The 22,417-nt window shown below is 68.7% G+C and carries 25 protein-coding genes; 8 read left to right on the top strand and 17 right to left on the bottom strand.

Annotated elements, in window-relative coordinates; genetic code table 11:
• Positions 1 to 62: 62 nt before the first annotated feature.
• Genes tatA through AC069I_RS43695 form a run of 5 tightly spaced genes read right to left on the bottom strand, consistent with a single transcriptional unit; the run spans position 63 to position 3,048 of the window.
• Entirely contained in the window at positions 63 to 395 is a 333-nt protein-coding gene (gene tatA / locus AC069I_RS43715; RefSeq protein WP_034306661.1) for a Sec-independent protein translocase subunit TatA, read from the bottom strand.
• Between the two features lie 38 nt (positions 396 to 433).
• Positions 434 to 643 (bottom strand): bacteriophage holin, encoded by a 210-nt coding sequence (locus AC069I_RS43710; protein ID WP_478268032.1) that lies wholly within the window; start codon positions 641 to 643, stop codon positions 434 to 436.
• Between the two features lie 9 nt (positions 644 to 652).
• Positions 653 to 1,630 (bottom strand): helix-turn-helix transcriptional regulator, encoded by a 978-nt coding sequence (locus tag AC069I_RS43705; RefSeq protein WP_478228346.1) that lies wholly within the window; start codon positions 1,628 to 1,630, stop codon positions 653 to 655.
• Positions 1,627 to 2,607 (bottom strand): helix-turn-helix transcriptional regulator, encoded by a 981-nt coding sequence (locus AC069I_RS43700; protein WP_478228345.1) that lies wholly within the window; start codon positions 2,605 to 2,607, stop codon positions 1,627 to 1,629. The genes AC069I_RS43705 and AC069I_RS43700 overlap by 4 nt, the downstream gene beginning before the upstream one ends.
• A gap of 9 nt (positions 2,608 to 2,616) precedes the next feature.
• Positions 2,617 to 3,048 (bottom strand): winged helix-turn-helix transcriptional regulator, encoded by a 432-nt coding sequence (locus tag AC069I_RS43695; RefSeq protein WP_478228369.1) that lies wholly within the window; start codon positions 3,046 to 3,048, stop codon positions 2,617 to 2,619.
• Positions 3,049 to 3,151: 103 nt separating this feature from the next.
• On the opposite strand from AC069I_RS43695, the gene AC069I_RS43690 reads away from it, so the two are divergent.
• The 3 genes from AC069I_RS43690 to AC069I_RS43680 are packed head-to-tail and all read left to right on the top strand — an operon-like array spanning position 3,152 to position 5,275.
• Entirely contained in the window at positions 3,152 to 4,090 is a 939-nt protein-coding gene (locus AC069I_RS43690; RefSeq protein ID WP_478268031.1) for an NADP-dependent oxidoreductase, read from the top strand.
• Between the two features lie 37 nt (positions 4,091 to 4,127).
• Complete coding sequence (locus AC069I_RS43685; RefSeq protein WP_478268030.1) at positions 4,128 to 4,580, top strand: SRPBCC family protein; 453 nt, start codon at positions 4,128 to 4,130, stop codon at positions 4,578 to 4,580.
• Positions 4,577 to 5,275, top strand: a complete 699-nt coding sequence (locus AC069I_RS43680; protein ID WP_478268029.1) for an SDR family oxidoreductase — start codon at positions 4,577 to 4,579, stop codon at positions 5,273 to 5,275. The genes AC069I_RS43685 and AC069I_RS43680 overlap by 4 nt, the downstream gene beginning before the upstream one ends.
• On the opposite strand, the gene AC069I_RS43675 is transcribed toward AC069I_RS43680, so the two are convergent.
• The 4 genes from AC069I_RS43675 to pafA form a co-directional block, all read right to left on the bottom strand.
• Complete coding sequence (locus AC069I_RS43675) at positions 5,272 to 6,135, bottom strand: TIGR03620 family F420-dependent LLM class oxidoreductase (protein WP_478268028.1); 864 nt, start codon at positions 6,133 to 6,135, stop codon at positions 5,272 to 5,274. The two genes, AC069I_RS43680 and AC069I_RS43675, sit on opposite strands and share 4 nt — an antisense overlap.
• A 71-nt stretch (positions 6,136 to 6,206) precedes the next feature.
• Positions 6,207 to 6,548 (bottom strand): ArsR/SmtB family transcription factor, encoded by a 342-nt coding sequence (locus tag AC069I_RS43670; RefSeq protein WP_478228341.1) that lies wholly within the window; start codon positions 6,546 to 6,548, stop codon positions 6,207 to 6,209.
• 91 nt (positions 6,549 to 6,639) lie between these two features.
• Entirely contained in the window at positions 6,640 to 7,683 is a 1,044-nt protein-coding gene (locus tag AC069I_RS43665; RefSeq protein WP_478228340.1) for a WD40/YVTN/BNR-like repeat-containing protein, read from the bottom strand.
• An 80-nt stretch (positions 7,684 to 7,763) separates the two neighbouring features.
• Entirely contained in the window at positions 7,764 to 9,122 is a 1,359-nt protein-coding gene (gene pafA / locus AC069I_RS43660) for a Pup--protein ligase (RefSeq protein ID WP_478228339.1), read from the bottom strand.
• A gap of 147 nt (positions 9,123 to 9,269) precedes the next feature.
• Between pafA and AC069I_RS43655 the strand changes: the two genes are divergently transcribed.
• Entirely contained in the window at positions 9,270 to 10,748 is a 1,479-nt protein-coding gene (locus AC069I_RS43655) for a phosphatase PAP2 family protein (RefSeq protein WP_478268027.1), read from the top strand.
• Positions 10,749 to 11,555: 807 nt separating this feature from the next.
• Here AC069I_RS43655 and prcA read toward each other — a convergent pair.
• The 4 genes from prcA to dop all read right to left on the bottom strand — a co-directional run bounded on the left by prcA (position 11,556) and on the right by dop (position 15,075).
• Positions 11,556 to 12,314 carry a proteasome subunit alpha gene (gene prcA, locus AC069I_RS43650; protein WP_478228337.1) on the bottom strand — a complete coding sequence of 253 codons (759 nt, stop codon included), beginning with the start codon at positions 12,312 to 12,314 and terminating at the stop codon, positions 11,556 to 11,558.
• 52 nt (positions 12,315 to 12,366) lie between these two features.
• A complete protein-coding gene (prcB, locus tag AC069I_RS43645; protein ID WP_378441607.1) occupies positions 12,367 to 13,203 on the bottom strand; it encodes a proteasome subunit beta in 837 nt (278 codons plus the stop codon).
• 77 nt (positions 13,204 to 13,280) lie between these two features.
• A complete protein-coding gene (locus tag AC069I_RS43640; protein ID WP_037319666.1) occupies positions 13,281 to 13,475 on the bottom strand; it encodes a ubiquitin-like protein Pup in 195 nt (64 codons plus the stop codon).
• Between the two features lie 97 nt (positions 13,476 to 13,572).
• Positions 13,573 to 15,075: a depupylase/deamidase Dop gene (gene dop, locus AC069I_RS43635; protein WP_478228336.1), complete on the bottom strand. Its 1,503-nt coding sequence runs from the start codon at positions 15,073 to 15,075 to the stop codon at positions 13,573 to 13,575.
• Between the two features lie 43 nt (positions 15,076 to 15,118).
• On the opposite strand from dop, the gene AC069I_RS43630 reads away from it, so the two are divergent.
• Positions 15,119 to 15,637, top strand: a complete 519-nt coding sequence (locus AC069I_RS43630; protein WP_478228335.1) for an NUDIX hydrolase — start codon at positions 15,119 to 15,121, stop codon at positions 15,635 to 15,637.
• Here AC069I_RS43630 and AC069I_RS43625 read toward each other — a convergent pair.
• From AC069I_RS43625 to AC069I_RS43615, 3 genes are read right to left on the bottom strand one after another with little or no spacing between them, the layout of a single operon-like run.
• Positions 15,634 to 16,239 (bottom strand): hypothetical protein, encoded by a 606-nt coding sequence (locus AC069I_RS43625; RefSeq protein ID WP_478268026.1) that lies wholly within the window; start codon positions 16,237 to 16,239, stop codon positions 15,634 to 15,636. The two genes, AC069I_RS43630 and AC069I_RS43625, sit on opposite strands and share 4 nt — an antisense overlap.
• Positions 16,240 to 16,292: 53 nt before the next feature.
• Positions 16,293 to 17,246: an aldo/keto reductase gene (locus AC069I_RS43620; protein WP_478268025.1), complete on the bottom strand. Its 954-nt coding sequence runs from the start codon at positions 17,244 to 17,246 to the stop codon at positions 16,293 to 16,295.
• Positions 17,243 to 17,587 (bottom strand): hypothetical protein, encoded by a 345-nt coding sequence (locus AC069I_RS43615; protein WP_125678154.1) that lies wholly within the window; start codon positions 17,585 to 17,587, stop codon positions 17,243 to 17,245. Before AC069I_RS43615 ends, AC069I_RS43620 begins: the two co-directional genes overlap by 4 nt.
• A gap of 143 nt (positions 17,588 to 17,730) precedes the next feature.
• Between AC069I_RS43615 and AC069I_RS43610 the strand changes: the two genes are divergently transcribed.
• Positions 17,731 to 18,642 (top strand): DMT family transporter, encoded by a 912-nt coding sequence (locus AC069I_RS43610; protein ID WP_478228332.1) that lies wholly within the window; start codon positions 17,731 to 17,733, stop codon positions 18,640 to 18,642.
• 54 nt (positions 18,643 to 18,696) lie between these two features.
• Here AC069I_RS43610 and arc read toward each other — a convergent pair whose 3' ends face one another.
• The gene (gene arc, locus AC069I_RS43605; protein WP_478228331.1) at positions 18,697 to 20,499 is read right to left on the bottom strand and encodes a proteasome ATPase; all 1,803 of its coding nucleotides are present in this window, start codon (positions 20,497 to 20,499) and stop codon (positions 18,697 to 18,699) included.
• Positions 20,500 to 20,861: 362 nt separating this feature from the next.
• Between arc and AC069I_RS43600 the strand changes: the two genes are divergently transcribed.
• Both AC069I_RS43600 and AC069I_RS43595 read left to right on the top strand, forming a co-directional pair.
• Positions 20,862 to 21,683 (top strand): hypothetical protein, encoded by an 822-nt coding sequence (locus AC069I_RS43600; protein ID WP_478228330.1) that lies wholly within the window; start codon positions 20,862 to 20,864, stop codon positions 21,681 to 21,683.
• Between the two features lie 7 nt (positions 21,684 to 21,690).
• Positions 21,691 to 22,146, top strand: a complete 456-nt coding sequence (locus AC069I_RS43595; RefSeq protein ID WP_478228329.1) for a hypothetical protein — start codon at positions 21,691 to 21,693, stop codon at positions 22,144 to 22,146.
• Positions 22,147 to 22,417 lie beyond the last annotated feature (271 nt).

Genomic DNA, 22,417 nt, shown 5'->3' with positions numbered 1-22,417 from the left:
GCGCGCCGCGACTTCGGCGCGCTCATCCGCGAACAGGCTCCGCTTGGCTAACTAAAGACCGCTCAGCTGGCGTTCTTCTGCGCCTGCTCGGCCGGAGCGGGCGCGGCGGCCTGCTGCTTCTTGAGCTCGTCGAGCTGACGCTGGAGGTCGGCGACCTGCTTGTCCTGCGCGGTCGCGGCGGGCGCGGGCGTGGTGGCCTGCGGCAGCTGCTTGGTCTCGACCTCTTCGGCCTCGGCGGCCTTGTCCTTGTCTCCGGCCATGTCCTTGGTCTCGGCCTTGAAGATCTTCATGGACTTGCCGATGGACCGCGCGGCGTCCGGAAGCCTCTTGGCGCCGAACAGCAGAACAACGACGAGCACCAGGATGATGATGTGCCACGGCTGCAGCGCGTTCATCGTTTGCGGCCTCCTTCTCGAGTCTCTCGTGTGTGATGTTACCGGTCTTCGAGCCCACGTCGTTGCGCGATCGCCACGCGCAGCGCGGCCGACCGGGCGCGAAGGAGCCCTGTCCGTTTTCGGGTGTTCGTAGCCACCATGCTCATCGTATGGGTGAGTACGCGCAAGACTCTGCGTAATTTGATTAGCAGAGCAAAGAGCAGGATGAGCCCGGCGACGGCGAGCGCGATGCTCGGCAGGTACGACACGGCGTCACCCTACTGCTCGTAGGTTGACGTTAGGTGACGAGCCCGGGCCAGTGCGTCGGCCGCCCGTTGACGAACTGCCTCTGCGAGCGCGACCGGGCTTTCGACCTGCGCGTCTCCGCCCAGCCCCAGAATGAGCCGGACCATCCACGATTCGTCGGCGTACCGCATCCGGATGCGCAGCCGCCCGCCGTCGAGCTCGTCGAGCTCCTCACAGGGGTAGTACTCGGCTACCCAGCGTGCGTCGGGGTCGAGGACGAGAACGGCTTCCTGCTGATCGGGACGCGGGCGGAAAACACCATCGGAAATGTCAGTGGGCTGTGCGTGCGCCGGCGGGACGGCGGGTTCGTCCAGCACGGTGAGCTCATCGATCCGGTCGAGGCGGAACAGCCGGACACCCTCGGCGCGGCGGCACCACGCTTCGAGGTAGCCGACCGCCTGGACGATGAGCAGCCGCATCGGATCGACGGTGCGTTCGGTGATCTCGTCCTTCGACGCCGTGTAGTACCGGATCCGCAACGCGCGCTTCGCCGTGAGAGCGGCCCGGACGGCTTCGCGCGTGCCTGCCGTCTTCTTGCCTTCCCGCACTCCCCCACCGACGACGATCCCCGACGGCTGAGCCTGCCCCGCGGCCACCTCGATCTTCGCGATGGCCCGGCGGACCGCGTCGGCGTCGACCACCCCGGGCGTCTCGGCCAGCGCGCGCAGCGCGACGAGCATGGCCGTCGCCTCGCCGCCGGTGAGCCGCAGCGGGCGGTTCATGCCCGCGTCATGCGTGACGACGATCGTGTCGCCCTCGAAAGAGAGGTCGATCAGGTCGCCGGGGCCGTAGCCGGGCAGCCCGCACATCCACAGCAGTTCGAGGTCCTTGCGCAGCTGCTTGGGTGTGACGTCGAAGTCGTGGGCGGCGTCGTCGATCTTGATCCCGGGCCGCGCGAGGAGATACGGCACGAGCGCGAGCAGCCGCGGCATCCGTCCGGTGGTGCTCATCGGGCACCACCGGCGTGCGCGATGGCTTCGAGGCGGCCGAAGACAGACTTCGCGAGCACCTCTGGTTCGAGGACGAGGACGTCCGGCCCGTGCGCGGTGAGCCAGTCGGCGGCGGATTCAGGGTAGTACAGCTCGATCTCCACGAGATCGCCTTCTTCTCCCCCGGCGTCGCTGCGGCCGACCACCCGGCCGCGGCGGCGGACCCCGGCGGCCCGGCCGTCGGCGACCCAGACACTGGCGGTGGTCGGCGCGGACGGGTCCTCGCCACTGCTGGCGGAGACCATCCGCAGCAGGTTGACCCCTTCCGGGCGTTCGACGACGCCGGTCGCGCCGAAGGCGTCGACCTTCCCGGTCACGCGCGAGAGGCGGAAGCACCGGGGCGCGCCGCGGTCCCTGTCGTGCCCGACGACGTACCAGCGGCCCTTCCACGACACCACGCCCCACGGTTCGAGGGTGCGGATCTTGCGTTCGGCCGAACCACTGCGGCGGTACTCGAAACGCACCGCCCGCCCGGCTTGGACGGCGGCGAGCAGCGGGCCGAACGCCGGTTCGGCGCGGACGCGGGGTTCGACGACGGTCGGGGCGTGGTCGTCGACCTCGACCCCGGCGGCGCGGAGTTTCACCAGCGCGCCTTGCGCCTCACCGGTCAGTTCCGGGGAATCCCACAGCCGGACGGCGAGGCCGACCGCGGTCGCCTCGTCGGGTGCCAGGTCGATCTCGCCGAGTTCGTAGTCGCGGCGCGCGATGCGGTAGCCGTCGATCGCGTCGAAGGCGGAGTTGCGGCCGGTCTCCAACGGGATGCCGAGTTCGCGCAGTTCGGTCTTGTCGCGCTCGAACATGCGGAAGTACGCCTCGTCGCTGGCCGCGTCGGCGTACCCGGGCACGATGCCCCGGATCCGCTCGGCGGTGAGGTACTGCCGGGTGGACAGAAGGGCCAGAACCAGGTTGACCAGACGTTCGGCGCGTGCGGTGGACACCCGGCTACCCTAGCCCGCGCCGTCCGACCCGATGGTGACAGCCGCCGATCGCGCGTCGTAACGATCCCTGGCGGTCTCGACCTCGTCGAACCGGGTCTCGGCCCAGTCCTTGATCCCGGCCAGCAGCTGCCGGAGGCTCCGGCCGAGCTCGGTCAGTTCGTAGTCCACGCGGACCGGCACGCAGGGGGTCACCGTGCGGGTCAGGAGGCCGTCCCGTTCGAGGGTCCGCAGGGTCTGCGTGAGCATCTTCTGGCTGACGCCGGCGATCCGGCGCGAGAGGTCGCTGTAGCGCTGGGGTCCGTCGCCTAGGGCGACGAGGACGAGGCTCACCCATTTGCCCGAGACCTCGTCGAGCAGTTTCCGGGCGGGACAGGCCGCGAGGTAGGCGTCGTAGGCCCGTTTCTGTTCGTCCCGGCGTTCCTGTGCCGTGCGCGTGACCACGGTGCGCGTACCTCCGTGTGGGTTGGGCACCTCGAGGTGCGTACTTCCCGAAGGAGAGTAACTCCCCATACGTTCGCCGTGAACGATTCCCGGGAGGAGAACGATGCGCGCAGTGGTGGTCCGCCGGTTCGGCGGGCCGGAAGTCCTGGAGTTCGCCGAAGTCCCGGTGCCGGCACCGGGGCCCGGTCAGGTACGAGTGAAGGTGGCCGCGGCCGGGGTCAACCCGGTCGACGCCGGGACCCGGTCGGGTTTCCTGACCGAGGCGGGGATCATCCCGCCGCGTGAGCGGGTCGGGATCGGCTGGGACGTGGCCGGGACTGTCGACGCCGTGGGCGGCGGCGTCACCGGGTTCGCCGCCGGCGACAGCGTGATCGGCCTGCTGGACCGGCCGTCAGCCGCGCTCGGCGCGTATGCCGATTTCGTCGTACTCGACGCGGACGCGATCGCCGCCGCCCCGCGGACGGTGTCCCTCGCAGAGGCCGCGACGTTGCCGCTGAACGGTCTCACCGCGGTCCAGGCCCTCGACCTGCTCGACCTGCCATCGGGTTCGACGGTTCTGGTGACCGGCGCGGCGGGAGCCGTCGGCGGCTACGCGGTCGCCTTGGCCAAGGCGAGGGGATTCCGCGTGGTGGCGGTCGCCGGCCCGGCCGACGAGGCGCTGGTTCGAGGCTTCGGCGCGGAGGTTTTCGTGTCACGTGGCGATTTCCTCGCCGATCGCGTGCGGACGGTGGTCCCTGGCGGCGTCGACGCGGCACTCGACACGGCGCTGCTCGGGCTCGACGCGGTGGACGCGGTGGCGAACCGCGGCCGGTTCGTCGTGTTCGCCGCCGGAGCCGCCCCGATTCCGTTGCGGGGTATCAAGGTCGAGCACGTTTGGATAGCCGCCGACGGCGCGGCGCTCGCCGGGCTGGCGACCTTGGTCGACGACGGCGCGCTCATCCTCCGGGTCGCGGACACCTTGCCCTTGGCCGAGGCGGTGAAGGCGCACGAACGCCTGGCGGAGGGCGGGCTCCGCGGGAGGCTGGTCCTGACCAACGAATAAGTTGACGCTTAATTAAGCCTACGGTTATCTTCGCGTCATGGACAACGAGGAGACCCGGCTCGAACTCCGGCGCGAGTACCCGGACCCCATCGAGGACGTCTGGTCGGCGCTCACCGATTCCGAGCGCACGGCCCGCTGGATCGGCACCTGGACGGGCGAAGCCGGAGTCGGCAACACGATCATGCTGTCGATGACCGCCGAGGAGGGCTCCGAGCCGGGTCCCGCCGTCATCCGCGAATGCGATCCGCCGAAACGGCTGGTCATGGATCTGCACAACACCGGCGAGCCGACCTGGCGAGTGGAGCTGACCCTGACCCCGCGCGGCGACGGAACAGTGCTCGACTTCGTGCACCAGATGCCCAAACCGGACTGGGACACCTCGGATATCGCCAAGGGCTGGCATTTCTACCTCGACCGGCTCGGCGCTTCCCTCGCCGGCGAACCGGTGCCCGAATGGGACGGCTACACGCCGCCTAGTTTGGAGGCATGAACGAGCGAGTACTGCTGATCACCGGTGCTTCCCGCGGCATCGGCGCGGCCACCGCGCGCCGGGCCGCGACGGCCGGATTCCGGCTGGCGTTGCTCTCCCGCGACCGCGAGGCGCTGCTCCCGCTGGTCGCCGAGTTCGGCGAGGAGCGGGCCCTCGCGGTCGCGGCGGACGTCACCGAATGGGGATCGATCTCCGCGGCCGTCGAGACGGTGGAGAACACCTTCGGCCGGCTGGACGCGGTGTTCGCCAACGCGGGACAAAGCGTCGTCGTCTCGTTCTTCGGCGACGGCGGCGCGGACCCCGAACAGTGGCGGGACATGGTGCTGACGAACGTCTACGGCACCGCCCTCACCGCGCGGGCGGCCCTTCCGTCACTGGCGGATTCGAAGGGGCACCTCGTGCTCACCGGCTCGGTCGCCGGGCGCTACCACCGGCCCGGGAACCTCTACTCGGCCACGAAATGGGCGGTGACCGGGCTCGCCGGGTCCATCCGCGAGGAGGCCATCGGCACCGGCGTGCGGGTCACCGTCGTGCAGCCGGGACTGGTCGACACCTCGATGATCCCCGAGGACTCGAAGTCCAAGCCGAAACTGGAACCCGACGACATCGCGAGGGCGGTGCTCTTCGCGCTGGAGCAGCCGCCCTCGGTCGACATCAACGAGGTCGTGGTCCGCCCGACCGGCCAGGTCCGCTAGCGCGGCAGCAGCGAGTCGGCCAGCCGCCGCCAGTGCGGCATGGCCGATTCGCCGGGTCCGATGCCGATGACCTGGACGCCGACGTGGTCGGCGCCCGCGTCGAGGTGGCCGTGCAGTTTCGCGGTGACGGTGTCGAGGTCGCCCCAGAACACGAGATCGTCGACGAGCCGGTCGCTGCCTCGACCGCCGTCGATGTCGGCTTCGGTGTAGCCGAGGCGGAGGAACTTGGCCACGTTGTACTTCGACGTCAGGTAGGCGTGCAGATGGTCGCGGGCGATCGCACGCGCCTTGCCCGGGTCGGTTTCGAACAGCACGGCGTGCTCGACGCCGAGGAAGGCCTTCTCCCCCAGCACTTCCCTCGCCTGGGCGGTGTGCGACACCGGCACGTGGTAGGTGTGCGCGCCCTCGGACCGGTCGCGGGCGAGCCCGAGCATTTTCGGCCCGTACGCCGCCAACAGCCGCCGGATCGGCCGAGCGGGCAGCGGGTTCGCGCTGGTGACAGTGTCGAGTTCGTCGAGGTAGGTGTTCATCGCCTCCAGCGGCTTGACGCCGGGACGCGCGCCACCGAAGCCGAGCCCGAGGACATGCCTGCCCGGATACGCGTCGGCGAGCAGGAGCGCCGCGCCACGGGTCCAGCGGGACCCACGGGAGTCGATGCGCGCGATCCCGTTGACCACGACCATCTGTTCGGTGGACGCGAGCAGGAATCCGGCGTGGGTCAGCGCTTCGCGGCCGTCCCGTTCCGGGATCCAGATCGCGGGCCAGCCGAGTTCTTCCAGTTCTCGCACCGAATCCCGGATCATGCTCGCGGGCTGATCCTCGAAGTCGAACGTCCAGATCCCGAAACGCCCCAGTTCCATCTGTCTCTCCTCAAGTCGGGTCCAACGTATCGAAGTATCGCAGATTTTCGATACGTTATTCCCGGCCGGACTCAGATGGAGCGTCCCAGCAAGTCGACCAGCTGCGCGATCCGCTGCTCGTCACGGCGATAGTGCGTCCACTTGCCCACCCGGGTGGACCGGACGAGCCCGGCGCGATGCAACAGCGCCATGTACGCCGACACCGTGGACTGCGCGAGCCCCAGCTTCGCCTGGAGATGACTGACGCAGACCCCGACCTCGTTCTGGTCGGCGATCGCGTTCTCCGGCGGGAAGTGCCGGTCCGGTTCGCGCAGCCACCCGAGCACCTGGAGCCGGATCGGGTTGGCGAGCGCTTTCAACACCTCGACCAGATGATCGGTGGTCTCCGGGACTGGTTCGGCTTGTGCGGTCATAGTCCTCAGAAGCTCGCGGGTCGGTCGTGAGTGGCGATTCGTGTTCTAACCCTACTTGCCACTCACGACCAGGGCACCCACGCGCTTTTGCTCAGGCCGTGCCGAGTCGCGCGGCCCTGCCGTTGGCCCCACTCGCCCAGCACGCGCCACGAGCGCAGTCGACCGAGTCGAGCGATCCGGTGTCGAACGACTTCCAATGCCGTCCGCCGTCCGGGCTCAGATCGCTCCCGCCGGGGCCGACGGCGATCACGGTGTTCCCCAGCCACGCCAGGCCGGAGCGGTAGCCGACCGGGGCCTCGGGCGGTGTCCGCCAGGTGCGCCCCCTGTCCGCACTGAGCGCCACCGCCGGACCAGGAGCGTTCGGCGCCGCGTAGTCGCCGCCGATGGCCACGCCGTGCCGCGGATCCCGGAACGTCACCGAAAAGACCCCGGCTGAGGCGCCGCTCGGCAACGGGGTGTCCGCGGCTTCCCACGTCATCCCGCCGTCGCCGGAGTGCAGGACGCGGGCGCGGGCCCCGCCACCGGTGGCGATCCAAGCGTCACGCGGGCCTGAAGTGGTGAGGCACTGGCCGCTGGCGGCGAACCCGAACTCGCCGTCGAGCGCGGGGACCATGCCCTCGGCGGGGACCGGCTTCCACGTGCGACCGCCGTCCGAAGTGGACTGTAACCGGAACTTGCCGTCCACCGGATCGCTCATCGCGAGACCGCGCCGGTGGTCGAAGAACGCGACACAGTCGTAGAAGGCGGCAGGGTCACTGTTCCTGAAGGACAGTCGCCAGCTCTTGCCGCCGTCGTCGGTGCGGTAGATCCGGGACGCGTCGCCGGGCCCGATCGACAGCGCGACCGCGTGATCGGCGTCGAAGGCCTCGATGTCACGGAAGTCGAGCGCCTCGGTGCCCGCCGGGGCGACGGGCTGCCAGGTACGGCCGCGGTCGGTGGTGCGCAGGACGGTGCCCCTGCTGCCGCTGACCCACGCCGTACGGGAATCCACCGCGGACAGGCCGCGCAACTGGGCGTCCGTGCCCGTCGGAGTCTCCGTCCACGCGGGCTCCGGACATTCCGGTGCGGCGTGCGCGACGCCGGTGAACGCCATCGGGACGACCGCACCCAGCAGGACCAGCAACGCACGGCGCATCGGCGCACCTCTCCCTCGAAGATCCGTGAAGGCCACCTTAGAGGGCGCGGAGCTTTCCAAGATGGCCTTCACGGAGTAATTCAGAGCGAGGAGATGAGCCTCTCGACGCGTTCGTCCACCGAGCGGAACGGGTCCTTGCACAGCACGGTCCGCTGCGCCTGGTCGTTGAGCTTGAGGTGCACCCAGTCCACGGTGAAGTCACGCCCGGCGGCCTGCGCGGCTGCGATGAAGTCACCGCGCAGCTTCGCCCGCGTGGTCTGCGGCGGAGTGTCCTTGGCCAACTCGATCTCGCCGTCGTCGGTGACCCGCCGCACGAGCCCCTTCCGCTGCAGCAGGTCGAAGATGCCCCGCCCGCGCCGGATGTCGTGGTAAGCCAGGTCGAGTTGCGCGATCCGCGGGCTCGACAGGTCGAGGTCGTGCTTGTCGCGGTAGCGCTCGACCAGTCGGTGCTTGATCGCCCAGTCGATCTCGGTGTCGATCTTGCTGAAGTCCTGCTGCTCGACCGCCTCCAGCGCCCGGCCCCACAGCTCGACGACGCGCTCGGACTGCGGCGACGAACCGGTCTCCTTGACGTGCTGGACGGCCCGGGCGTGGTACTCGCGCTGGATGTCCAGCGCGGACGCCTCGCGGCCGCCGGCGAGCCGCACCTGTCGGCGGCCGGTGAGGTCGTGGCTGATCTCGCGGATGGCCCTTATCGGGTTGTCCAGCGTGAAGTCGCGGAACTGGACGCCCGCTTCGATCATCTCCAGCACCAGGTTCGCCGATCCGACCTTGAGCATCGTGGTCGGCTCGGCCATGTTCGAGTCGCCGACGATCACGTGGAGGCGCCGGTAGCGTTCGGCGTCGGCGTGCGGCTCGTCGCGCGTGTTGATGATCGGCCGCGAGCGCGTGGTGGCGCTGGAGACGCCCTCCCAGATGTGTTCCGCTCGCTGGGACAGGCAGTACACGGCGCCGCGGGGCGTCTGCAGCACCTTGCCGGCGCCGCAGATGAGCTGCCGGGTCACCAGGAACGGCAGCAGCACGTCGGCGATCCGGGAGAACTCACCCGCCCGCGTCACCAGATAGTTCTCGTGACAGCCGTAGGAGTTGCCCGCCGAGTCGGTGTTGTTCTTGAACAGGAAGATGTCGCCGCCGATGCCCTCGTCCGCCAGCCGCCGCTCGGCGTCCACCAGGAGGTCCTCGAGGATCCGCTCCCCCGCCTTGTCGTGCGTGACGAGCTGGACGAGGTCGTCGCATTCGGCCGTCGCGTACTCCGGGTGGGAACCCACGTCGAGGTAGAGCCGCGAGCCGTTCGACAGGAAGACGTTCGACGAACGCCCCCAGGACACGACACGCCGAAACAGGTAACGCGCCACTTCGTCCGGGGAGAGCCTGCGTTGCCCGTGAAAGGTGCACGTGACCCCGAACTCGGTCTCGATGCCAAAGATCCGCCGCTGCATCCCACCAGAGTAGGCGGTGAAGACCCACTGAAGGTGCGCCGTTCGGGCGGCGACACGCGGTCGGTACGTTGCATTCGGTGAAAGGTGTGCGGGACGTCCCGATCGGGTCTCACGCGCATGACGTTCCGGGCCGGAAGTGGGGAACCCGTGTTAAAGCAGCTCAAGCGCCCTTTCCGCAAGGTCGGGCGAACCGATCGGCGGCTGATGGCGCGGAGTGCTGCCCTGCCGAGGACCAGGGCCGACGACGTGATCACGTCGCTCTCCAAAAGTGCGGACAAATCCAAGCTTTGGTGGTGTGTCGCGGTCCTGCTCGCGACGAAGAAGGGGCCGACGCGCCGGGGAGCGCTCCGCGGCGTGGCCGCCATCGCCGGGGCCAGCGCGGCGGCGAACCTGATCGGCAAGCCGCTGTTCCCCCGCCGCCGCCCCGCGGCCGAAGAGGTGCCGATGCACCGGCGGCTCGTCCGGCGGCCGACCTCGTCGTCGTTCCCGTCCGGGCACTCGGCGTCCGCGGCCGCCTTCGTCACGGCCGTCGCGATGGAGTCGCCCAAGGCAGGCGCCGCCCTCGTACCGCTGGCCGCCGCCGTGGCCTATTCCCGGGTCCACACCGGCGTCCACTGGCCCAGTGACGTCGGGGTGGGGATCGGGATAGGCGTCGGCGCCGGCCTCCTCACGCGGCACTGGTGGCCGCTGAACGACGACGTCCCCGGCCGCACCGCGCACACCGCCGAAGCGCCCGAAATGCGCGACGGGGAGGACATGCTCGTCCTGGTCAACCCGCATTCGGGGATCGACGGCCAGGATCCGACCGAGGAAGCCCGGTTCGCCTGGCCCAAGGCCACCATCCTGTATCCGGACGCGAAGCGTGACCTGCGCGATCAGCTCTGCGACGAGATCGCTGCCCGGGACAACACCGTACGCGCGCTCGGTGTCGCCGGGGGTGACGGGACGGTCGCCGCGGTGGCCGCCGTCGCGGCCGACCACGACCTGCCGCTCGCGCTCATCCCGGCGGGCACTCTCAACCACTTCGCCCGGGACGTGGGCATGCGCTCGATGCCCGACGCGGACGCCGCCACCGAAGCGGGCAACGCCGTCGGCGTCGACCTCGGCGAAGTCGAGATCAACCACGACGACGACCACCGCTACTTCGTCAACACCGCCAGCCTCGGCGGCTACCCGGAAATGGTCCGGATCCGGGAAAAGCTGCAGAAGCGGCACCCGAAGTGGCCGTCGGCGGCGATCGCGCTCGCCCGCACCCTCCGGCGCGCGAAGCCGCTGGAAGTGACCCTCAACGGCAAGCACATCAGCATCTGGCTGCTGTTCGTCGGCAACGGCACCTACTCGCCGAAGGGGTTCGCCCCCTCGCGCCGCCCGGCGCTCGACACCGGCCTTCTCGACGTCCGGTACCTGCGCGCCGACCTGCCGTACTCGCGAGCGCGCTTCATCCTCGCCACGATCACGAACAGCCTCAACGCCAGCCACGTCTACCAGGAACTCGACGTTCCGGAGCTGCACGTCCGGCTGCTGAACGGCAACCGCCGCGTCGCCACCGACGGCGAGGTCGGCCCGCTCGGCAACGACTTCCGCTTCCGGTCGCGGCCCAGCGCGCTCACCATCTACCGGCTCTAGGCGCTGCCCTCCGGGCCGAACACGCGCCGCCGCGTCCACTGTGTACAACGCAGCCCGCAAGTTCATGAAGGCCCCTTCATTGCGCTGAACGCCAGGGCTCGGCGAAGTCGCATAGACGCTGGTCAGCGTCGCTGTTGGTGATTCGAACGGGGCGGACGACAGCGGGCTTGAACGGACGGTGTCCACAAAGGACGCCAGCTGACGGGTGGATGTCCGTTTGATGCGCATCTGCACGGTTCTCGGTCGGGGCCGTGAGCGACAAAGAGGGATTGGAACCCAATCCCACGTAGCTTAAGTTGATCTTGGATGGGGGCCTGGATCGTAAGCGGTGAAGATTGCCGCAGGTCACGCGCTCGGTTGCCCTGGCCGACAGGAGCCGACCGCGCCCCTGAGTGTCCATCAAGAACACTTTTCGCCGGCTCAATGTCTGGCTGAAGCCCGGATGGGGGTCGTGAGTGGCGTTTCGGGTTAGAACCCGAAACGCCACTCACGACCAACCCGACCCACGACCAGCCCTTCGTCGCATCAGACACAGCGAAGGGAGCCTTCACCCCACCTGCCAACCTCACCCAAGATCAACTTAAGCTACGTGACAATGGGTTCTAACCCTCTTTGCCACTCACGACCCCGCACAAAACGCCCGAACCGGGCACGGTCGTCCCGAAAGTGGCCCCCGTGGACAGTCGAGAAGGTGCCCGGCCACTGTGACGAGCCCCATCCGGCACCCGCTTGACCAGCGGATAGCCGACTTTGCCGGGACCCTGACCCTCACGGTAGGCAAGGAGGCCTTCACGTACTTCGAGAGGCTCAGTCCTTCTTGGACTCACCATCGGGCTTGTCGCCCTCGGCGTCGTCCTTCGGCTCCTCCGGCTCGGCGGGCAGCAGCGCGTCCAGCGCGGCACCGGCGACCCGGCGGAACTTGCGGCCACGCCGTTCCCGCTCCAGGACGGCGACCTCGAGCTTCACCGGGTCCGAGTCGCCGTTCGCGGGCGTGGGGGTGTTGGCGCGCAACGCCTTCACCGCGACGCCGAGCGCCGCTTCCAGCTCCATGTCCGACTCGAAGCTCTCCTTGAGCTTCGTGGTGAGCGTGTCGGCCTGACCGCCCATCACGACGAACTTCGGCTCGTCGAAGATCGAGCCGTCGTAGGTCAGCCGGTACAGCTGGTCCTCGGCGGCGGTCGCGCCGACCTCGGCGACGCAGACCTCCACCTCGAACGGCTTCAGCTGCTCGGTGAAGATGCTGCCCAGCGTCGCGGCGTACGCGTTCGCCAGCGCACGCGCGCTGACGTCCCGCCGGTCGTACTGGTAGCCCTTCAGGTCCGCGTGCCGGATGCCGGCGACACGGAGGTTCTCGAACTCGCTGTAGCGGCCCACGGCCGCGAAACCGATCCGGTCGTAGATCTCCGACACCTTGTGCAACGTCGCCGAGGGGTTCTCGGCCACGAACAGCACGCCACCGCGGTACTTGAGCACGACCACGCTCCGGCCACGCGCGATGCCCTTGCGCGCGATCTCGGAACGCTCCCGCATCAACTGCTCGGGAGAGGCGTACAACGGCATCGTCACTGTGGTGCTCCGCTCTTTCGGGCTCTAATCGGGAAGGGACAGGGAGGGACGGCTAGCGCCCGCGCTCGGCTCGTGCGGCCACGACGGCCTCGGCCACCGCTGTCGTCTGCTCGAGCGGCAACGCCACCGCACCCTGCTCCGCGGTGACCGTCACGATCGTCGGGAAGATCCGGCGCACCAGATCCGGCCCGCCGGTCGCGGTGTCGTCGTCCGCCGCGTCGTACAACGCCTCCACCGCCGTCCGAATCGCGGCTTCGGCGTCCGCGTCCGGGTCGTACAGCTTCTTCAGCGAGCCCTTCGCGAACAGCGAACCCGAGCCGATGGCGTGGTAGCCCGCGTTCTCCTCGTAGCGGCCGCCCGTCGCGTCGTACGAGACGATCCGGCCCGCGTGCTTCGCGTCCTCGGCGTCGAGGTCGTACCCGACGAACAGCGGCAGCACGGCCAGCCCCGCCATCGCCATCTCGAGGTTGGACTTCACCAGCCCCGCGAGCTTGTTCGTCTTGCCGTCGAGCGAGAGCGAAACACCCTCGATCTTCTCGTAGTGCGCCAGTTCGACCGCGTACAGCCGCACCATCTCGATCGCCAGCCCGGCCGAGCCCGCGATGCCCACGGCCGAGTACTCGTCGGTGACGTGGACCTTCTCCATGTCGCGCGAAGCGATCAGGTTGCCTGACGTGGCCCGCCGGTCACCGGCGATCAGCACCCCGCCCGCGAACTTGACCGCGACGATCGTCGTCCCGTGGGGGGCGTCCAGCCCGCCCGCCCCGGTCGAGACCCGCCGCTCCGGGAGCAGCTCGGGCGCCTGCGCCCGGAGGAAGTCCGAGAACGACGAGGTCGCCGACGAGAAGTACGCGGCGGGCAGCGCCGACTTACCCGAGGTGTGTTCCATACGTGCTCAAAGTTCCAATCTGTGTGATCCGCCGGCTCCGCACAGGCGGCCCCGGCCCGGGGCCGCCGGAAAACGAGCTACTCGCCGCCCTTTTGCACGTAGGCGCGGACGAAGTCCTCGGCGTTCTCCTCGAGCACGTCGTCGATCTCGTCGAGGATCGTGTCGACGTCCTCGCCGAGCTTCTCGCGCCGTTCCTGACCCGCCGGACCGCCGTCCTCGAACTCTTCGTCCGAGTCGCCGCCGCCGTGCTTTTCGATCTTTTCCTGAGCCATCTCGCCTCCCGGTGTGGCCGATGTTTCCTAGCCTACCCAGCGGTCCCGACAATCCGTGGGATCCGTGATCGCTTAACCCCGATGAAAGGAAATCCCGCTAGTCCGAACCGGTGAGCGCCTCCACCAGCTCCTCGGCGGTCGCGGAGTCGTCCAGCAACTTCCCCACGTGGGCCTTCGTGCCCCGCAACGGCTCCAACGTCGGGATCCGCACCAGCGATTCCCTGCCGACGTCGAAGATGACCGAATCCCACGACGCCGCGGCGATGGAGTTGGCGTACTTCTCCAGCGTGCGGCCCCGGAAGTAGGCCCTGGTGTCCGAAGGCGGGGTCGTGACCGCCTCCAGCACCTCCTCCTCGGTCACCAGGCGCTTCATCGAACCCCTGGTGACGAGCCTGTTGTACAGGCCCTTGTCCAGCCGGACATCCGAGTACTGCAGGTCGACCAGCCGCAACCGCGGCGCGCCCCAGGCCAGCTGGTCCCGCGCGCGGTAGCCCTCGAGCAACCGCAGCTTCGCCGGCCAGTCCAGCCTGTCCGCGCATTCCTGGGGGTCCCGCGCCAGCGCGTCCAGGATCTCGCCCCAGACCCGCAAGACCTCCTTGGAGGCCTCGTCCGCGCCGGTGCGCTCCAGGTTCGCCGACGCGATCTCGTGGTAGGCGAACTGGAGGTCCAGCCCGGTGTACTTGCGCCCGTTGGCCAGCGACACCTTCGCCTTCAGCGTCGGGTCGTGGCTGATCTGGTGGACGGCCCGCACCGGTTCGTCCAGTTTCAGGTCGTCGAACCGGATGCCCGCTTCGATCAGGTCCAGCACCAGCGCCGTCGTGCCGACCTTGAGGTACGTCGAGTACTCGGCCAGGTTCGCGTCGCCGATGATGACGTGCAGACGGCGGTACTTGTCCGCGTCGGCGTGCGGCTCGTCGCGGGTGTTGATGATCCCGCGTTTGAGCGTGGTCTCCAGGCCGACCTCGACCTCGATGTAGTCCGAGCGCTGCGAGAGCTGGAAACCCGCTTCTTCGCTCTGCTGCCCGACACCGACGCGGCCTGAGCCCGTGATCACCTGGCGGGACACGAAGAACGGCGTCAGCCCCGCGATCACCGCGGTGAACGGGGTCGACCGCTGCATCAGGTAGTTCTCGTGCGTGCCGTAGCTCGCGCCCTTGCCGTCGACGTTGTTCTTGTACAGCTGCAACGGCGGCTGTCCCGGCACGGTGGCGGCCTTGCGCGCCGCCTCCTCCATGACCCGTTCGCCCGCCTTGTCCCAGATGACCGCGTCGCGCGCGTTCGTCACCTCGGGCGCCGAATACTCGGGGTGCGCGTGGTCGACGTACAGCCGCGCTCCGTTGGTCAGGATCACGTTCGCCGCGCCGAGGTCCTCGACGTCCGGGTCGTGTCCCGGGCCGCTCGGGCCGGTCAGGTCGAACCCGCGCGCGTCGCGCAGGGGCGATTCCACCTCGTAGTCCCACCGCGCCCGCCTGGCCCGCGGAACGTCCGCCGCGGCCGCGTAGGCGAGCACGACCTGGGTCGAGGTGAGTACCGGGTTCGCCGTCGCATCGCCCGGCACCGCGATGCCGTACTCGACTTCGGTTCCCATGATCCGCCGCATACCCACCACCCTACGGGGTCCGGGCCGTGCGACGATGCCCCCCATGTCAGGCAGTGACGAACTCGTTGCGCTCTATGACCTCGGCGGAACCGTGGTGGGAGCGGCCACGCGCTCCCGGGTTCGCGCCGAAGGGCTCTGGCACGCGGCGGGCGTGGTGTTGGTCCGTTCGGGTGACGGAGACTCCGTCTACGTGCACCTGCGTACTCCCACGAAGGACGTCTATCCCTCCACTTGGGACTGCTGGGCGGGCGGCATCGTCGCGGCGGGTGAGACACCGGAAGAGTGCGCGCGCCGGGAACTGGCTGAAGAACTGGGTGTTCACGGAGCGGAACTACGGCCGCTTTTCGTTCATGTCACCGACGACGACACGATCCGCTGCCACAACTTCGCGTTCGAAACGCGTTGGGACGGCCCCTTCGTCCATCAGCCGTCCGAAGTCGTCGAAGGGCGTTGGCTGACGTTGGCCGAATTGCGTTCGTGGCTCGACGATCCTTCGAGCGCGTTCGTGCCGGACGGCCGTCTCGGTGCGCTGGAATGGTTCCGGCGGGAGAACGCCCGCTAGGCGGAACGGAGGCGCTGCGCGACGATCGGCAACAGCCGCTTCGCCGCTTCCGTTGCGCGCGCCTCGGTTCCGGCCGTCACGCTGAGGGCGGAGACGAGCTTCCCCTTGGCGAGTAACACCGTGCACGTCGTGCCGTCGCACCAGGCGCGCTGGACCTCGACGCCGGTTTGCTTCGCGAGGGTGAGTTTCTTGCCGTCGCAGTCCGCCCGGAGGACGACGTCCGAAGCGTCACGGTCGGGGTACTCGGTGACCTGATGTTCCAGCGTCGAGCCGCTGGGGTACGACCACGTGGCCGAGCGGCTCGTGCCCCGGGTGAGACCGGCCAGACAGCCGGACACCTTGCTGTCGCCGGGGACGACCTCTTCCTCGGCGACGTCCTCGTCGGTCAGCAACGCGGCCGAAACGGCCGCGGGGACGGGAGGCCGGGTCGACGACGGCGGCACCGGGTTGGCCTGCGGTTTGACCGAGGGCTGTGACGGCTCGGCCGCGGGCGTCGGTGTCGGGTCGTCGTAGTAGGTGTCGAGGTCGTTGGGACGGTCGGCGCATCCCGACAGACCGAACAGCGCGACCGTCGCCACCGCGAGCACCTGCCGATGACGCACCCCGAGCCCTCCCGGCTTCCGCCTGACGTTTGCCGCGAGACTAGTCCAGCCCCTCAATGCCAGCCGAGGCAGGATCGGTGCCGCCAGTAAGCGACCGGTTCCTCCGCGAGCGCGGCCAGCTCCGCGAGTTCGTCTTCGGCGAGTTTCACCTTCGCGGCAACGAGATTCTCCGCGAGCTGGGCGGTGCTCGACGGGCCGACGACCGCGATCGGACGCCAGTCCTGCGCCAGCACCGCCGCGATGGCCACCGCGTCCGGGCCCGTCCCGTGGTCCCGCGCGATCCGCGCGAGCGGCGCAGGCGGCTCGACCACCAGCCGTCCGTTCGCGACGGTTTCCTTGAGCAGCACCCGTTTCCCGGCGGCGTGCGCCTCCGCGAGCGCCGGGCCGACGGACGGTTCGAGCAGGTTCCACGTCGACTGCACGGCACTGAAGACCGGCGTTCCGGACACCTCCAGCTCGAACGCCCGGCGGACGGCGTCGGCCTGCGACGGTCCGGACGTCGAGAACCCCACCGGCACCCCGTCCGCGGCGAGTTCCGCCAGCGCTCCGATCAGCCGGTCGTCGGTGAACAGTGGACTGTCCACAGTGAGCGAATGGACCTGGTAGAGCGAGATCGCTTTCCCCAGCAGCCCGGCGGATTCGGTCCACTGCTCGGCGAACCGCGCCGCGGTGTGCTCCTTGACCTCGTGCACCTCCGCGTCGAGCTTCCACTCCCCCACGTAGCGGTAGCCCCATTTGCTCGACACGGTGACGCCCGGGTGGCCGCGGTCGGCGAGCCAGCCGGCGAGGAACTCCTCCGAAGAACCATACGAACGAGCGACGTCGATCCAGCGGACGCCCGCGCGATACGCGTCGTCCAGCACGTCGTAGGTCGCCGCGCGCATCGCCTCGAACTCGCGTCCTGGCGGCAGCGCCTCGACCCGGCCGAGGTTGATGTACGCGGGCCTGCCGAGCGCCGCCAGTCCGACGGCGATCCGGTCGCCGACGGGGGTTTCCGAGTCTGTCACCGGGCTCCTTCGTTCTTGTGGCGGAGGATCGCGAGCCACTGGCTCGAGTTCTGCGCCTGCCGATGGAGCTTTTCGAGGCGCGCCGCCGGAGCCCGAACGTAACCCTTGCCGAAGACGGGCGCGATCTGACGGAGACTGGCGCCCTCTTCTCTGGCGGCGAGCAGTGCCCAGTCCGACGCGTCGGCGCAGGCCGCGGAGGCGCGGCGCAACTCCCCCAGAATCTCGATGAGTTCGGGGGCGCTCACCTCCCCCGCCCGTACGGCGGCCGCCGTCGTTTCCAGCCAGGCCAGGACATCGGCTTCGGTGATCGGCGCGCGCGGGCGCCCGGAGGATTCGCTCACAGCCCGGAAGTATAGGTCGTTATACAGACGGTTCGGGTGGCCGCCACGCGCGAGTCTTCGGACACATCGTCCGAAAACCGCTGGAGCGCAACGGGATTCCGGGATTCACTGAGCCCCGGCTTGAGGATTCAGGAGAAGGACAATTGGGACGTTTCGGTATCGCGATCCGGTTCGCGGCGCTCGCGGTCGTATGGGGTGCGAGTTTTCTGTTCATCAAGGTCGGTCTCACCGGCCTGTCGCCGGCTCAGGTGGCGCTCTCGCGCGTCTGCCTCGGCGCCGTGGCGCTGATCGCCATCGCCGCGTGGCGCCGTAAGCCGCTCCCCCGCGATCCGGCGCTCTGGGGCCATCTCGCGGTCGTCTCCGTGCTGCTGTGCGTCATCCCGTTCCTGCTGTTCTCCTGGGCCGAGCAGTACATCTCCTCCGGGCTCGCCAGCATCTTCAACGCGACGACCCCGCTGATCACCATGCTCATCGCCGCCGCGGCCCTGCCGTCGGAACGCTTCACGAAGGCCCGCACGACCGGACTGGTCCTCGGATTCCTGGGAGTGCTCACCATCGTCGGGGTCTGGCAAGGGATCGATGTCTCCCACGAGCTGACCGCGCAACTGGCGTGCCTGGGCGCGACGACCTGCTACGGCATCTCGTTCGTCTACGTGCGACGGTTCATTTCCTGGCGGAACCTCGACGCGCCCACTGTCGCGCTAGGACAGGTCTGCTGTGGTGCCGTCGTGATGCTCGTACTCGCGCCGTTCATCGCGACGACTCCGGTCCGCCTCGACACGCCGATCGTCCTCAGCATGATCGCGCTCGGAGCACTGGGCACCGGGCTCGCCTACGCCTGGAACGCGTCGATCATCGCGGCGTGGGGCGCGTCGAACGCGTCAGCCGTGACCTACCTCACACCTGTCGTGGGTGTGCTGCTCGGTGTTCTCGTCCTCGACGAACCCTTGGCGTGGAACCAGCCCGTCGGCGCGTTGCTCGTCGTCCTGGGGATCCTGGCCGCGCACGGGCGGCTAAGCGTGCGCAAGAAGGTCCGGGAACCCGTACCCGCGTGACACGAAAGGGCCCTTCGCCGCAGGTGCTGCGGCGAAGGGCCCTTTCGGCTTGTCCTACAGGTACTGACCGGTGTTCGTGGCGGTGTCGATCGCCCGCCCCGAATCCTGGTTCTTGCCGGTGACGAGCGTGCGGATGTACACGATCCGCTCGCCCTTCTTACCGGAGATCCGGGCCCAGTCGTCCGGGTTGGTGGTGTTGGGCAGGTCCTCGTTCTCCGCGAACTCGTCGACGATCGCGTCCAGCAGGTGCTGCACGCGCAAACCGGGCTGCTGGGTCTCCAGCACCGACTTGATCGCCGACTTCTTCGCCCGGTCCACGATGTTCTGGATCATCGCGCCCGAGTTGAAGTCGCGGAAGTACAGGACTTCCTTGTCACCGTTGGCGTAGGTGACCTCGAGGAACCGGTTCTCGTCCGTCTCCTCGTACATCCGCTCGACCGTGTGCTGGATCATCGCGTCGAACGTCGCCCTGCGGTCCCCGCCGAACTCGGCGAGGTCGTCCGCGTGGATCGGCAGGCCATCGGACAGGTACTTGGAGAAGATGTCCTTCGCGCCTTCGGCGTCCGGACGCTCGATCTTGATCTTGACGTCGAGCCGGCCCGGCCGCAGGATCGCCGGGTCGATCATGTCCTCACGGTTGGAGGCGCCGATGACGATGACGTTCTCCAGGCCTTCCACACCGTCGATCTCCGAAAGCAGCTGCGGGACGATCGTGGTCTCCACGTCGGAGGACACGCCCGAACCGCGGGTGCGGAAGATCGAGTCCATCTCGTCGAAGAACACGATCACCGGGGTGCCTTCGGAGGCCTTTTCCCGAGCTCGCTGGAAGATCAGGCGGATATGCCGCTCGGTCTCCCCGACGAACTTGTTCAGCAGTTCCGGACCCTTGATGTTCAGGAAGTAGGACTTCCCGTCCGCCGAGTCGCCGCGGGCTTCCGCGACCTTCTTGGCGAGCGAGTTGGCCACCGCCTTGGCGATGAGGGTCTTACCGCAGCCAGGAGGCCCGTAGAGCAGGACGCCCTTCGGCGGCCGCAGCTGGTACTCCTGGTAGAGATCAGCGTGCAGGAACGGAAGCTCGACGGCGTCGCGGATCTGCTCGATCTGCCGGGTCAGGCCACCGATGTCCTCGTACCGGACGTCGGGCACCTCCTCCAGCACGAGATCCTCGACCTCCGCCTTCGGCACGCGTTCGTAGGCGTAACCGGCTTTCGAGTCCACCAGCAGGGAATCGCCCGGCTTGAGGGGCTGTTCGGACAGCGGATCGGAGAGCAGGACGACCCGCTCCTCGTCCGCGTGCCCGACCACGAGCGCACGGGGGCTGCCGCCCTCGACGTCCGGGGCCAGCACCTCGCGCAGCGCGCAGACCTCGCCGATCCGCTCGAAGTCACCGCCCTCGACGACGGTCAGCGCCTCGTTGAGCCGCAACGCCTGTCCGCGCTGAAGCGACGAGACCTCGACCGCGGGTGAGACCGAAACCCGCATTTTGCGGCCCGCGGTGAACACGTCCACCGTGTTGTCCTCGTACGCGGTGACGAACACGCCGTAACCGCTCGGAGGCTGGGCCAGCCTGTCGACCTCCTCCCGCAACGCGAGCAACTGACCACGCGCCTCGCGGAGCGTCTCGACCAGTTTCGTGTTGCGTTCAGTGAGTTGGCTCACGCGTTCCGACGCCTCGGCGAGTCGCTGCTCCAGCACTCGGTTCTGACGTGGGGAATCGGTGAGCTTCCGGCGCAGCAGGGCGACTTCCTCCTCGAGGAAGCGGATTTGACGTGCCTGCTCGTCGGACGTGGTTCCAGCTCCGGTCGTTTCTGAAGGGTCGGCCTCCTCGCGCCGACCTCCGGGAAGGTCATGATGCATCGGGCACCTCCTCGGAGTGCTTTTCATTCCACGGTACCGGCGATCACCGACAATAAAAGGCCTTTCCGCATCACAAGATCGGCGCGTCGCGTTCCGGACGACCCGCCAGCACGTACCTTCGCGACGCGCAAGGGGCCATCCCGGTGCCGGGTCCGGCACACTCATGGTCACAATCCGTCCACCTGGCCTGACCTGCGACGGAATACCCGGCTCCGTCCGGGTGCAAACGGGTTTCCGGTCTCAGTTCGGCCCTAATCGAGCGGCGATCCGGCTCGATGGCTAGCATCGGGCGACGTTCGCCGGGGAGGCGGACCGGCACGTCATGTTGAGCATTTTCGCAGAACAGCTAGGGGGCACCAGCCATGACTTACCCGCCGCAGCAGCCCGGCGGCTACGGACAAGATCCGTACGGCCAGCAGGGCGGGTACCCGCAGAGCGGCCCCCAGCCGCAACAGGGATACCCCGGTGGCGGCCAGTACGGACAGGATCCGTACGGCCAGCAACAAGGCGGCTACCCGCAGAGCGGTCCTCAGCCCCAGCAGGGATACCCCGGCGGCACGCAGCAGTTCGGCCAGCCGGACCCGTACGGGCAGCAGGGCGGCTACAACGCCTACCCGCAGGAAGGCGGGTTCGGCGGCGGAGAGCCACCCAAGAAAAAGAAGACCGGCCTGATCGTCGGCATCGCGATCGGCGCGGTCCTGCTGGTCGGTGGCGGTGTCACCGCGCTGGTCATCGCGCTGAACTCGGGTGACGACAACCCGACCGCCGCGCCGCCCACCAGCAGCGCCGCCCCGTCGGAGGCCCCGTCCTCGTCGTCGCAGAAGCCGAGCTCGACCCGTACGAGGTCCAGCTCGCCGAGCACGTCGTCGACGAAGAGCTCAGGTCCGGCGCCCGGCGGCAAGGCCACGCCGCAGGAAGTCTTCGAAAGCGCCGCGACCTCCTACAGCGCGGGTGACAAGAAGACGTTCCTCGACCTGATCTGCCGCAGCGAGAACACCAAGGACGAGGGCAAGCCGCTCGACCCCATCAAGCTCGAGATCACCGAGCCAGCCAAGGAAAGCGGCGACCGGGCGACCGGCCGTTACCGCGCCACCCAGGGCACCAAGATGGCGGAAGGCACCATCACGGCGGCCAAGGAGTCGGACCTGTGGTGCCTCAAGGACATCAAGGCCGACAAGAAGTGACCTGTCCGTGACGGTGAGCCACAAGCTGATCGCCGTGGCGGTGGTTTGTGGCGCGGTCGTGGCCGGGGTCGTGGTGGGGCTGCTCCTGGTGGCCCCCTCCGGCTCCGACCCGGCCGCGTCGAGCACCGGCACGCCCACTCCACCGCCGGTGTCGTCCCGTCCGGTTCCGGTGGATCCGGACGTGGCCGCGGTCGAGGTGGTCGGCAAGGCGATCGCCGCGGCCATCGTCAACCACGACGCGACGGCGTTCGGGAAACTCACCTGCGTCCAGCAGTCGTCGGCCGATCTGGCCGAGCTCGGCCGGAAATGGGCGGCGGCGGGCAAGGTGACCGCGACCGTCCCGGATCCGCCGGTGGTCAGCGGCGACTCCGCCACGGTGACCGTCCACGTCGAAGGCGTGGGCGGCCAGAAGGACACGCCGTTCCCGCTCAAGAAGCACGACGGCAAGTGGTGCGTGCCCTGACGTCGTGAGTGGCGTTTCGGGTTATTGAGGGGTTAGGCAAATGTGGCGTGCTGCGCGCTGGAGGCCCGGCCTGCCGGACTGATCGCGACCCCACTGTCCGCAAGGGACACAAAGACACCCCCGCGTGCCCGATTTGGGTGCTTTGCGTGGGGGTCGTGAGTGGCAATGATCATTCTAACCGTCTGTCCTGTTTCAGGACCTCACGGACAGATGTGTTTCAGGACATGTCGGACAGTTTTGGGTTGGTCAGTGGTTGGTAGCGTATTGCTCT

It is taken from the genome of Amycolatopsis sp. NPDC043885 (genome assembly GCF_056435685.1).
The sequence above is the reverse complement of the archived record's forward strand: the minus strand, read 5'-3'. Positions and strand labels throughout refer to the sequence as shown.

What these genes read in the sequence shown, in the direction of transcription:
- tatA (WP_034306661.1), bottom strand. Translation starts at nt 395, where the DNA reads ATGAACGCGCTGCAGCCGTGGCACATCATCATCCTGGTGCTCGTCGTT.
- AC069I_RS43705 (WP_478228346.1), bottom strand. Translation starts at nt 1,630, where the DNA reads ATGAGCACCACCGGACGGATGCCGCGGCTGCTCGCGCTCGTGCCGTAT.
- AC069I_RS43690 (WP_478268031.1), top strand. Translation starts at nt 3,152, where the DNA reads ATGCGCGCAGTGGTGGTCCGCCGGTTCGGCGGGCCGGAAGTCCTGGAG.
- AC069I_RS43685 (WP_478268030.1), top strand. Translation starts at nt 4,128, where the DNA reads ATGGACAACGAGGAGACCCGGCTCGAACTCCGGCGCGAGTACCCGGAC.
- AC069I_RS43680 (WP_478268029.1), top strand. Translation starts at nt 4,577, where the DNA reads ATGAACGAGCGAGTACTGCTGATCACCGGTGCTTCCCGCGGCATCGGC.
- AC069I_RS43675 (WP_478268028.1), bottom strand. Translation starts at nt 6,135, where the DNA reads ATGGAACTGGGGCGTTTCGGGATCTGGACGTTCGACTTCGAGGATCAG.
- AC069I_RS43670 (WP_478228341.1), bottom strand. Translation starts at nt 6,548, where the DNA reads ATGACCGCACAAGCCGAACCAGTCCCGGAGACCACCGATCATCTGGTC.
- AC069I_RS43665 (WP_478228340.1), bottom strand. Translation starts at nt 7,683, where the DNA reads ATGCGCCGTGCGTTGCTGGTCCTGCTGGGTGCGGTCGTCCCGATGGCG.
- pafA (WP_478228339.1), bottom strand. Translation starts at nt 9,122, where the DNA reads ATGCAGCGGCGGATCTTTGGCATCGAGACCGAGTTCGGGGTCACGTGC.
- prcB (WP_378441607.1), bottom strand. Translation starts at nt 13,203, where the DNA reads ATGGAACACACCTCGGGTAAGTCGGCGCTGCCCGCCGCGTACTTCTCG.
- AC069I_RS43640 (WP_037319666.1), bottom strand. Translation starts at nt 13,475, where the DNA reads ATGGCTCAGGAAAAGATCGAAAAGCACGGCGGCGGCGACTCGGACGAA.
- dop (WP_478228336.1), bottom strand. Translation starts at nt 15,075, where the DNA reads ATGCGGCGGATCATGGGAACCGAAGTCGAGTACGGCATCGCGGTGCCG.
- AC069I_RS43630 (WP_478228335.1), top strand. Translation starts at nt 15,119, where the DNA reads ATGTCAGGCAGTGACGAACTCGTTGCGCTCTATGACCTCGGCGGAACC.
- arc (WP_478228331.1), bottom strand. Translation starts at nt 20,499, where the DNA reads ATGCATCATGACCTTCCCGGAGGTCGGCGCGAGGAGGCCGACCCTTCA.
- AC069I_RS43600 (WP_478228330.1), top strand. Translation starts at nt 20,862, where the DNA reads ATGACTTACCCGCCGCAGCAGCCCGGCGGCTACGGACAAGATCCGTAC.